The 10,851-nt window shown below is 63.9% G+C and carries 9 protein-coding genes; 5 read left to right on the top strand and 4 right to left on the bottom strand.

Translation table 11 applies throughout. The annotated features are described in order from the left end of the window. Positions 1–28 precede the first annotated feature (28 nt). Positions 29–2,467, top strand: coding sequence for a phosphomannomutase/phosphoglucomutase (locus BM125_RS20865; RefSeq protein ID WP_092410601.1), 2,439 nt, complete (start codon positions 29–31; stop codon positions 2,465–2,467). Positions 2,468–2,662: 195 nt separating this feature from the next. Here the strand turns inward: BM125_RS20865 and BM125_RS18060 are convergent, their stop codons facing one another. Further along, a complete protein-coding gene (locus BM125_RS18060) occupies positions 2,663–3,292 on the bottom strand; it encodes a DUF4124 domain-containing protein (RefSeq protein ID WP_175498187.1) in 630 nt (209 codons plus the stop codon). Between the two features lie 146 nt (positions 3,293–3,438). After that, positions 3,439–4,080 carry an orotate phosphoribosyltransferase gene (pyrE, locus tag BM125_RS18065; protein WP_092410617.1) on the bottom strand — a complete coding sequence of 214 codons (642 nt, stop codon included), beginning with the start codon at positions 4,078–4,080 and terminating at the stop codon, positions 3,439–3,441. A 152-nt stretch (positions 4,081–4,232) separates the two neighbouring features. On the opposite strand from pyrE, the gene BM125_RS18070 reads away from it, so the two are divergent. The 3 genes from BM125_RS18070 (at position 4,233) to BM125_RS18080 (ending at position 6,704) form a co-directional block, all read left to right on the top strand. Further along, positions 4,233–5,030, top strand: a complete 798-nt coding sequence (locus BM125_RS18070) for an exodeoxyribonuclease III (protein WP_092410605.1) — start codon at positions 4,233–4,235, stop codon at positions 5,028–5,030. After that, positions 5,027–6,316, top strand: coding sequence for an AmpG family muropeptide MFS transporter (locus tag BM125_RS18075; protein WP_425429641.1), 1,290 nt, complete (start codon positions 5,027–5,029; stop codon positions 6,314–6,316). The genes BM125_RS18070 and BM125_RS18075 overlap by 4 nt, the downstream gene beginning before the upstream one ends. Before the next feature lie 103 nt (positions 6,317–6,419). Beyond that, complete coding sequence (locus BM125_RS18080) at positions 6,420–6,704, top strand: hypothetical protein (protein WP_092410609.1); 285 nt, start codon at positions 6,420–6,422, stop codon at positions 6,702–6,704. 2 nt (positions 6,705–6,706) lie between these two features. On the opposite strand, the gene BM125_RS18085 is transcribed toward BM125_RS18080, so the two are convergent. Both BM125_RS18085 and BM125_RS18090 read right to left on the bottom strand, forming a co-directional pair. Continuing rightward, positions 6,707–7,810, bottom strand: a complete 1,104-nt coding sequence (locus BM125_RS18085) for an anhydro-N-acetylmuramic acid kinase (protein ID WP_092410611.1) — start codon at positions 7,808–7,810, stop codon at positions 6,707–6,709. An 8-nt stretch (positions 7,811–7,818) separates the two neighbouring features. After that, a complete protein-coding gene (locus tag BM125_RS18090) occupies positions 7,819–9,078 on the bottom strand; it encodes an OapA family protein (RefSeq protein WP_245778982.1) in 1,260 nt (419 codons plus the stop codon). Positions 9,079–9,453: 375 nt separating this feature from the next. On the opposite strand from BM125_RS18090, the gene tyrS reads away from it, so the two are divergent. Next, positions 9,454–10,665 (top strand): tyrosine--tRNA ligase, encoded by a 1,212-nt coding sequence (gene tyrS / locus BM125_RS18095; RefSeq protein ID WP_092410613.1) that lies wholly within the window; start codon positions 9,454–9,456, stop codon positions 10,663–10,665. Positions 10,666–10,851 lie beyond the last annotated feature (186 nt).

Genomic DNA, 10,851 nt, shown 5'->3' on the forward strand with positions numbered 1-10,851 from the left:
TAGCGTTGGCGGGGCAAGGGTAGGAACAATGGCCGAAGCAGAACTGCCAGCGAAACCCCGGGCGGGAAAGAAATCCCCGCTCGCCACCATCGGCGCCGTGCTGCTTCCGCGCCTGAAGGTGTTGCTGCCGCTGGTCATCGCGACGATTCTCATGCTGGTCGGCTTCTTCCTGCTCTGGCAATGTTCCCTCGTCTACAGCGAGAGCGGAAGCGTGGCAGCCGCCCAGAGCTCGCGTGAACGAGCCGTGGCGGCCATCGGCGAGCGCATCGGGGAAGTGGTTCGCCGGGCGCAGGAGGTGGTGGGATCCGATGCGGTCCTGGCGGCGCTCGGCACGGTCGATCAGGCCGGGCTGACGGCGGCAGCCGAAGAAGTCAGGCGCGCCTGGCCGGAACTGGTGGATGCTGTCTTCTACAGCCCGGACCTGCCGGATATCCGCGAACGCGACTTGCGTCGCTTCGGTTACTGGCGGGCCCAGATGCTCATGCAGGCCCAGTTGAGCGGGTCGCCAGCACCCGTACAGATCCACAAGAGCAACAGCGAAGGCCAGCAACTCGTCCTCGTGCTGCCGGTCGAGTCGGCGCAGGCCACGGTCGCCTATGCCTATCTCGCATTACCCGCATCGGTCATCGTCGACGTACTCAAGGAGCCTGGGCGTGCCTCCACCCGCATCGATTTGCGCCAGGGCGACGGTCGTGGCGACCTGCTGATCGCAAGCTCGGGGACTTCCGGGGGCAACTCACTCGGTGACCTTGGAGTGCCCATCGAAGGATCGCAACTGCGCCTCGCGATCGCCGATCCGGACAATCAGATCGTGGTGACGCGCAATCTGTGGGTGCTGGTTCCGGCGACCCTGTTTTGTCTGCTGGGCGGATTCCTCGCCCTGTGGCTTCGCCAGGTCGGCATGCAAGGGGCTGCCGCCGCGTTCAAGCCGCGCAATCGAAACGAACCAAAGGAGATCACCTTGGCCGAGGCCATCAAGAAGCAGGCGGAATCGGATTCAGCGGCAGCCACGGCCGCCGCTGTCGCCGAGCCGGCAACGGGGCCATCCAGGGTCGAGCCGGCCAGGCCGAAGCCTGGCGAAAAGAAGGTCGGCGTCAATCGGAGCATCTTCCGCGCATACGACATTCGCGGCGTGCTCGGCCAGACCCTGACCAACGACATCGCGCGCCAGATTGGTCGCGCGATTGGAAGCGAGGCGCAGCACCGCGGATTGCGCGAAATCGTGGTCGGTCGCGACGGGCGCCTCTCGGGTCCCGATCTTTCCGGGGCGCTGATCGAGGGGCTTCGCGCCGCCGGATGCGATGTGATCGATATCGGCCTGGCGCCGACGCCGCTGACCTACTTCGGCGCCTACCACCTGCAGACAGGCTCCTGCGTCTCGGTCACCGGCAGCCACAATCCGCCCGACTACAACGGGTTCAAGATCGTGCTGGGCGGCGAAACCCTGTCCGAAGGCGCAATCCAGGACCTGTATGGCCGAATCGCGGAAGAGCGCTACAGCACCGGCTCGGGCGGCCTGCAGGTGATGAATCTGCAGGACGACTACGTGGCCCGGATCTGCGATGACATCCAGGTCGAAAAAAGGCTCAAGGTCGTTGTCGATTGCGGCAATGGCGTTGCCGGTGCCGTCGCGCCGGCGGTTCTGGAAGGAATTGGCTGCGAGGTCCACGAGCTGTACTGCGAGGTCGACGGCCTGTTCCCCAATCACCATCCGGACCCTTCCGATCCGCGCAACCTGCAGGACCTGATTCTTTCGGTGAAACAGACCGGCGCCGATATCGGGCTCGCCTTCGATGGTGACGGCGATCGTCTCGGTGTGGTGACCAGGACCGGCGAGGTGATCTATCCGGACCGCTTGTTGATGCTGTTCGCGATCGACGTCCTGAGCCGGAATCCGGGCGCGACCATCATCTATGACGTCAAGTGCACCGGCCACCTGCAACCGTTGATCCTGCAGCACGGCGGCAGTCCGATCATGTGGCGCACCGGTCATTCCCTGATCAAGAGCAAGATGCGCGAGACGTCAGCCCAGCTGGCCGGTGAAATGAGCGGGCATTTCTTCTTCGCCGAGCGCTGGTACGGATTCGACGATGCCGTGTATGCCGCCGCCCGCCTGCTCGAGATCCTGGCTGGAGATCCCGAGGGGCGGTCGGCTGAAGAGGTATTCGCTGCACTGCCGAAGGGTGTATCGACGCCCGAACTCAAGATCGAAATGCGCGAGGGCGAACACTATCGTTTCATCGAGTCGTTCCGCGCAAAGGCGAATTTCGAGGGTGCGCGTCTGACCACCATCGACGGGCTGCGCGCCGATTGGCCGGATGGCTGGGGACTGGTGCGTGCATCCAACACGACGCCGGTTCTCGTGCTGCGCTTCGATGCCGACAACGAGGCAGCGCTGAAGCGCATTCAGTCGGCCTTCCGCGAGCAACTGCAGGCGCTTGACAGCGCCTTGCCCCTGCCTTTCTAGGAAGCCGCGCGAGTTTGCCGGGCCCGACCACGAAGGCCGTCAGAGGGGCCTTGGATCTCTGCCCCAGGCCGCTTGTCGTGGCGGCTTGGTGCGCATCTCGGGACTTGCCGCGTCGGCCGCCAGGTTCGGATTTGCGCGTCCGCTGCCCGGTTTGGAATGGCCGGACGCCGCAGCTGCGGTACTCGGCGAATCGTCCTAGTGCTGACCGTATTTTTCGCGAAGGGCCCGATAGTGATCGAGCTCCTTGGCGAAATCCTTGACCGTCGACTCGCGTTCGACCTTGCGTCGCTCGATCAGGGCGTGCTGGGTCTCGATATTCCTGCGCAAGTCGCCTATCTGGCCCGCCAGCTTGGCCGGCACCGGACGATCGCTGCGCTCCAGGGCGGCCGCCCTGCCGAGCAGGTCGGTCAGGCTGCGCTCGAGGCTTTCGAGGGTGGCGTGCTGGCTGCTCAGTTGCAGATCGATCATTTCAAGTTGCTGCCGATGCGTCTCGATCAGGTCCTTTTCGGTCGGGTTGGCGGCCAGTAGTTGTTGATCTGCGCGCTGCTGGCGCTCGGCCGCATCCTTCTCGGCTCGGGCCGCATCTGCCGCGACTTTTGCTTCCCGCCGCTGCTCCGGCGTCTTTGCGGGCTCCACGCGCTTGACCACGATTCCCTGCGCATTGATCACCTCGTAGCCCCGCACGCCGGCATCTGCGGGCAGGCTGTCGGTGTAGTGCAGGTTTCCTTCGGCGTCGCGCCACTTGTAACGAACGCTGCCGGCCGCGAGGGCCGATGCGGCGACGACCGAGAGCAGCAGGATGGACGTGAGTCGGAAGATGGTCATGTATGTGAAAACTCCCGGGAAAGCAGTGATCGGGGCCAGACGAGCGAGCATCGCGACTGTCGGGGCAACCTGCTGGCGGCGAAGAGCCGTCGTGCCGATTCCGTCTCAAGTATAGGTGAGGTCATGCCGTTGCGCAGCGCGGTGGATCACACGCCATATTCGCGCCGGTAGGCCATCAGACGCACGCGCTGTTCGGCCAGTGCGGGATTCTCCCCCGCGTAGGCAAGCAGGTCCCCCAGGCCGGCGATGGCGATTACCGGAACACCGAATTTGGCCGAGATTTCCTGGGCAGCGGATTGCGCGCCCTGTCCGCGTTCCTGCCGGTCGAGCGCGATCAAAACACCCGCTGGTACCGCTCCCGCATGGCGGACAAGCGCCAGCGACTCGCGAATCGCGGTACCCGCAGTAATGACGTCGTCGACAATCAGGACCTTGCCGGCCAAAGGCGCCCCGACCAGGCTCCCGCCCTCGCCATGGTCCTTTGCTTCCTTGCGGTTGTAGGCGAAAGCGCGATCCATGTCGTGATGCTCGGAAAGCGCGGCTACGGTCAACGCGGCCAATGGAATGCCCTTGTACGCAGGACCGAACACCAGATCGAATGGAACGCCGCTGGATGCCGCCGCAGCGGCATAGCAGCGCCCCAGTCTGGCCAGCGCGGCGCCGGTGTTGAACAGGCCTGCATTGAAGAAATACGGACTGCTGCGACCAGACTTGAGGGTGAATTCGCCGAATCGCAGAGCCTTGTTGGCGATGGCCAGGGCCAGAAAGTCGCGTTGGTAGTCCTGCATGGTGGCGGCATCGATAGCGAAGATCGGGGCTGGATTGTGCAAGACTCGGCGCGGCGGTGAAAGTCGAACGCGGATGCGGTCCGGCATGACGAGCGCAGCGTGCCGCAGTTCCGGTAGGCTTGCGGCCATTCCCCAATTCCCACTCCCCTCCCATGAGAATCATCAGTTTCAACGCCAACGGCATCCGTTCCGCGGCCAGCAAGGGCTTTTTCGATTGGCTACGCCAGCAAAAGGCCGATATCACCTGTATCCAGGAGACCAAGGCCCAGGAAGATCAATTGACCGACCCGATGTTCAAGCCGGATCGCCATCACTGCTTCTACAAGGATGCGACGACGAAGAAGGGCTACAGCGGCGTCGCAATCTATTCGCGCCGCGAGCCGGACGAGGTGCGCACGGCCCTGGGATGGGCTCCTTTCGACGACGAAGGCCGTTATATCGAGGCACGCTTCGGCAATCTCAGTGTAGTCTCGTTCTACATTCCGTCCGGTTCCTCGGGCGAACTTCGCCAGGGTTTCAAGTTCGAGGTCATGGACTGGCTCAGGCCCATTCTCGATGAGTGGCTGGCCAGTGGTCGCGACTATGTGCTGTGCGGCGACTGGAACATCGTGCGCAGTGCGCTCGATATCAGGAACTGGAAATCCAACCAGAAGAACTCCGGATGTCTGCCAGCCGAACGCGCCTGGCTCAACGCGCAGATCGGCCCCGACCTCGGCGGCGACGGCACACCTTCGGCCGCGCGCGGCTGGGTCGACACCTATCGCGTGTTGCATCCGGAGGGTCAGGACTACACGTGGTGGAGCAATCGGGGGGCTGCCCGCGCGAACGATGTCGGCTGGCGTATCGACTACCAGTTCGTTACGCCAGGCCTGCAACCGGGACGCTGCGCCATCGCCGCAACGCCGCGTTTCTCCGACCATGCGCCCTATCTTGTCGACTACGCAACGTGACAGAGACAACCGCCAGGAAGCCCTCGGTCTGGAAGGCATTCGCCCAGCCTTCCGCGCGGACGATGTTCATGTTCGGGTTCTCTTCGGGACTGCCCTTTCTGCTTGTTGCCGGCACCTTGTCCTACTGGCTCAAGCAGCATGGGGTGGTGCTGAAGGAGATAACCGTCATCGCCAGCGCCGGCTTGCTCTATGCCTTCAAGCCGCTTTGGGCCCCGTTTCTCGATCACTGGCGAGCCCCCGGATTTGCCTGGCTCGGGCGGCGCCGCGGTTGGCTGTTGCTGGCGCAGACCGGCATCGTCATCGGATTGATCGGAATGGCGATGTTGACGCCAGCGCATCTTGCTCCCTTCATTGCGGCGACACTGATGGTCGCGTTCTTCGGTGCGACACAGGACATCGCGGTGGACGCCTGGCGCATCGAAATTGCTCCATCCGAGCAGCAGGGCGCTCTCATTGCGACGTATTCCCTGGGTTACCGCATTGCCCTGATGGTGGCCGGCGCGTTCGCCCTGATACTCGCCGATCATGTGCCCTGGCGGCTCGTCTACTTCGCGATGGCGGCGACGATGCTGCTGCCGATTGCGGCAAATCTCCGTGCCGCCGAGCCCGATGTGGTGGTGCGCAATGCGCCGACCTGGAGCGAGGCGATGCGCAACGCGTTCGTTGACCCGTTCGCGGACTTCTTTCGTCGCTATGGCAAGGTGCTGGCCCTGGTAACCCTGGCCTTTCTTCTTCTGTTCAAGATTCCCGAGCAGGCGACGATCGGCGGGATCATGGGGCCGTTCTACCGGGACATGGGCTTCAGCCAGACCCAGATCGGAGCGGTGACCAAGATCTACGGGATCTGGATTGGCATCGCGGGCGCGTTTCTCGGCGGTGCCATGGTGATTCGTTGGGGAGCCTGGAGACCGCTGTGCGCGATGATCCTGATGTGCGGATGCTGCAATCTGCTCTACCTCGTGCTGATTGCCTTTCCAGGCAATCTCTGGGCACTGACGGCGGTCATCTCGGCTGAAAACCTGACCCTGGGCATGCTGGGGCCTCCGACCGTGGCGTTCCTTTCGGCGCTCGTCAATCGTGAGCACACCGCAACCCAGTACGCCCTCCTGAGTTCCCTGGTAAACCTGCCGGGAAAGCTGCTCGGCATTTTTGCCGGAGGCATTGCCATGTCGGTCGGCTACGGTGCGTACTTCGTCATCACCGTTTTCGCCCTCATTCCTGCGACGATCCTGCTCGTGTGGTTGTGGCCGCGTTACCGGGATATCGGAAAGCAGCCTGCCGGGTAGTCCGTGTCGGCGGCCCGTGGAACCCGGATGCGTGTCTGGCCGCACTGAAATGGGGCCGTAAAGTTGCGACAATGGAAATTGATCCGGGTGATAGCGTTAGGCCATGGCTGAAATCCTGATTTCCAACATCGACAAGGCCACGCTGGCAAGGATGGCCGAACTGGCCAATGAGCGCGGCTGGTCGACCAACGAAGTCGCGCTGCGCGCGTTGCGCTATGCGCTTGGCCTCAGCACGGAATACCTGGGTGCCAGCGATCGGCAGGATATCGCGACCATGCGTGGCGTCTGGAACCAGAGCGAGAACCAGGCCTTCCGCGAAGCCATGGAAGCGTTCCGGCAGGTCGAATCCGGCCCAACATTCGAATCTGCGGACAAGCGCGAGAAATAGACTCAGCGGGGAGCCGAATGGATGGCGCCAAGCACCCTGGGTCCGCGTGCGCCACTGACGCTGGGAAGGTTGCCCGGTCGTTCGGCGAGGCGTTCGCGGGCCAGCCAGGCAAACAGCGCTGCCTCGACGAAATCGGGGTCGATACCTGCTGTCGACGTGCTCCTCACGGGGAGAGGAGCCAAGGCGGCTGAAAGGTCGGCCATCAAGGCCGGGTTGTGCACCCCGCCGCCGCAAACCAGCAGCTCGCCCATCTCGCCAACCGATGTTTGCAGGGCATCGACGATCGAGCGGACAGTCAGCGCCAGCAGGGTCGCCTGCGTGTCGGCTGGAAGAATCGGGCTTTTGCCGAGGCGTGCGTCGAGCCAATCGAGGTTGAAATACTCGCGACCGCTGCTCTTCGGCGCTGGAGCGGAGAAGTAGGGGTCTTCGAGCAGCGTATTGAGCAGGTCCGAATGCACGGTTCCCGAACGCGCCCAGGTGCCATCGAGGTCGAAGGCAAGGCCCCGATGGCGTCCGATCCACGCGTCCATCAGGCAACTGGCCGGGCCGGTGTCGAACCCGAGCACGGGCTGCGTGCCGGAGATGAGACTGACGTTGGCAATGCCGCCGAGATTGAGAACCGCGCAGGGAGCCCGCGAGGCAAATGCCGACGCGTGAAATGCGGGTGCCAAGGGCGCTCCCTGGCCACCAGCGGCGATATCGGCGCGTCGGAAGTCGGCCACGGTGCAGATGCCGGTGGTCTCCGCGATGACAGCGGCGTCGCCGATCTGCAGGGAAAACGGGTGCCTGCCCATGGCTCGGTGGCGAATGGTCTGCCCGTGCGAACCGATCGCGGTGACTGCCCCGGCCTTGATCCCCTCATGTGCCAGCAGCTCGACCGCCGCTTCGGCAAAGCATTCGCCGACCGCAACATCGAGGGCGCCGAGTTCGTCGAGACTGATCGCAGCCTGCGCTGCAGTCAGTGCGAGCAGGCGTTCGCGCAATTGCGCCGGGTACTTGCGCGTCGCTGCGGCCAGCAGTTTCAGCTCGGGGTCGAATTGAACCAGGGCTGCGTCGATGCCATCGGCACTCGTGCCCGAAATCAGGCCCAGATAGAGCGCCGACACGGGAGAGCTCAGTTCCTGCGCGCGAGGCGAACGGAGTCGACGAGCTTGAGTTGCGCAAGCAGCGGCGCGGCACCCTTGCTGAAGCGGGCCAGTTCGGTCGCCGGCAGCGGCTCTTCCTTGGGCAGGGTCACGGTCAGTGGATCGCGGTGCTTGCCATCGATGCGGAATTCGTAGTGCAGGTGGGGCCCGCTGGCCAGACCGGTCATGCCGACATAGCCGATGACCTGGCCCTGGCTGACGCGCTGGCCGACCTTGCCGGCGGCAAATCGCGACATGTGCCCGTACAGGGTGGTGAACTTGCCGTTGTGCTGCAGGATGACGCAATTGCCGTAGCCGCCCTTCCGGCCGCGGAACACGATCTTGCCGGCACCGGCGGCCCGGATCGGCGTGCCGCTGGGTGCGGCATAGTCCACGCCGCGATGGGCGCGCATCTTGCCGAGAATCGGATGCATGCGACCGCTGCTGAACTTCGACGATATCCGGGTGAACTCGACCGGGGTGCGCAGGAAGGCCTTGCGCAGCGGACGGCCGTCTTCGGTATAGAACAGGGTCTCGCCCTTGGCATTGGTGTAGCGGATCGCGGTGAATCGCTTTCCCTGGTTGATGAAGGTCGCGGCGATGACGTCACCGGCGCGCAGCCGCTCACCCTCCCGGTAGACCTCATCGTAGATCACGCTGAAGCTGTCGCCCTGCCGCAGATCTTGGGCGAAATCGATGTCATAGCCGAACGCATTGGCCAGCCTGAGCGTCATCAGGTCGCTCATGCCTGCCTGGTCGCCGGCCTCGAACAGGGAACTCGTGATGACGCCGTGGGCGACTTCCACGCGCCGCTCGACGGCGCGGTCCTCGATCGACTCGGCAACCTTGTCCGCTGAAAACGCGAGCGTGACCCGGGTCTTCTCGTCGCGATCGAAGCGCAACGCCGTGAGCGAGCCGTCTGCCGCAATGTCAAAGGCAAACTCGTCGCCCGGCCGGATCCTGCGCAATGCCGAGGCATCTTCCTGCGCATCGAGTGCGCGTTGCAGGTCGCTGGCATTCAGCCCCTGCTCCCGGAAAATGTCCGAAAGCGATTGGCCGGGCTTAACCCTTGAGATTTTCCAGTCTGGCTCATTCTGGCCGTTGGCCGCGAGCGCGGCGATGGCCGCATCGGCCTCGGCCGGCAGCGGAGGCAGCTCGAGGGTGAGTGTGGTCAGGGCGACCCCGGCCGGCTCGCTGCGCGTGGCGCTGGCAAAGGTCGGCATGATCACGCCGACAAGGACTGTCAGCATCACGGCGGTTCCACCGAGGATCCAGTGTTCGCGGCGCCAGGAGGCCGGTGCCACGGCGACGTTGCGAAGGAAGGTCCAGGCCGGGTTGCGTAGACGGTTCTTCAGAAGTCTGAGACGGGCGCGCCGACGCGCCGCCTGGCGTCGAGCAATCTGATGGGCGTTTTGCGGCGTCGGATTAAGCTCGATCACAATCGCGTTCCGGGTACTTGGCGCGTACCATAGCGGCCCCCCGCGAGCGCCGTCAATCTCAATAGTGACGCGGGTTTGCCAATCATTTCTCGATTAACAAACAATTAACCTCGGCGTCGCTTTCAGGCGTCTGATCGACGCAATTTGCAGGCACGCCAAAGCCCGGTTTTATCGAACGAGGAATCCATGACCGACATTCAATCCGCCCTCGATCTGATCGGTCGCGGTGCTGAGGAAATCATCAAGGGCGAGGAGCTCGAGGCGCGCCTGAAGACCGGAAGGCCGCTGCGCATCAAGGCCGGCTTCGATCCGACCGCGCCCGACCTGCACCTCGGCCATACCGTTCTGCTCAACAAGATGCGGCAGTTCCAGGACCTCGGCCATCAGGTGATCTTCCTGATCGGCGATTTCACGGGAATGATCGGCGATCCGACCGGCAAGAACGTCACGCGCAAGCCGCTGACGCCCGAAGACATCGCCGCCAACGCGGCAACTTACGCCGATCAGGTGTTCAAGGTGCTCGACCGCGAGCGCACCGAGGTCCGCTTCAATTCCGAGTGGTTCGGAAAGATGGGTGCTGCCGACATGGTCAAGCTGGCTGGCCAGTACACCGTGGCGCGCATGCTCGAGCGCGACGATTTCGCCAAACGCTACGCGGCCCAGCAATCGATCTCGATCCATGAGTTTCTTTATCCGTTGGTCCAGGGCTACGACTCGGTCGCGCTGAAAGCGGACCTCGAACTCGGTGGAACCGACCAGAAGTTCAATCTGCTGATGGGGCGCGGCCTGCAGGAGCACTTCGGCCAGCCAGCCCAGATCGTGCTGACCATGCCGCTGCTCGAGGGCCTGGACGGCGTGGCCAAGATGTCCAAGTCGCTGGGCAACTACATCGGCATCAACGAACCCGCCATCGACATCGTGACCAAGACGCTGAAGATCGGCGACGAACTGATGTGGCGCTGGATCGAGCTGCTCAGCTTCGAGATCTCGCTGGCCGAGATCGACGTCCTCAAGCGCGACATTGCCTCCGGGCAGCTCAATCCTCGCGATCTCAAGTTGCGCCTGGCGCGCGAACTGGCCACCCGCTTCCACGACGCCGCAGCGGCCGAACAGGCCATCGCCGGCTGGAATGCGGTCGTCCGCGGCCAGGGCGATACCAGCCAGCTCCCACTTGCCGAGATTGCCGTCCCTGCGGAAGGCCTGCGCCTGCCGGCCCTGCTCACCGCCTGCGGCCTGGTGACGAGCAATTCCGAGGCGAACCGCAAGATAAAGGAAAACGCCGTGCGCATCGATGCCGAGGTCGTCGTCGACGCGCAGCGAATCTTCCATCCCGGCTTCGAGGGCGTTCTGCAGGTCGGCAAGCGCAACTTCTCGCGCGTGCGGCTTGCCTGCGCCTGATCGAGAGTCTTGCCGGCCGAGTGCGGACGGGTGCGGCAAAGCGTCCCTGGACCGGAAATTTCAGCAAAACCCCTATCGCAATCCTCGGGTCGCGGTTAGGATGCGCGCCCCGCGAAGGCCGGTGTACCGGAAGTCGTGGGCTCGGCCCTGCGGGGTGCGGGGTTCTGGCGGTGGCGATGCGGGATG

This window comes from Dokdonella immobilis (assembly GCF_900115085.1).
GTDB lineage: Bacteria > Pseudomonadota > Gammaproteobacteria > Xanthomonadales > Rhodanobacteraceae > Dokdonella > Dokdonella immobilis.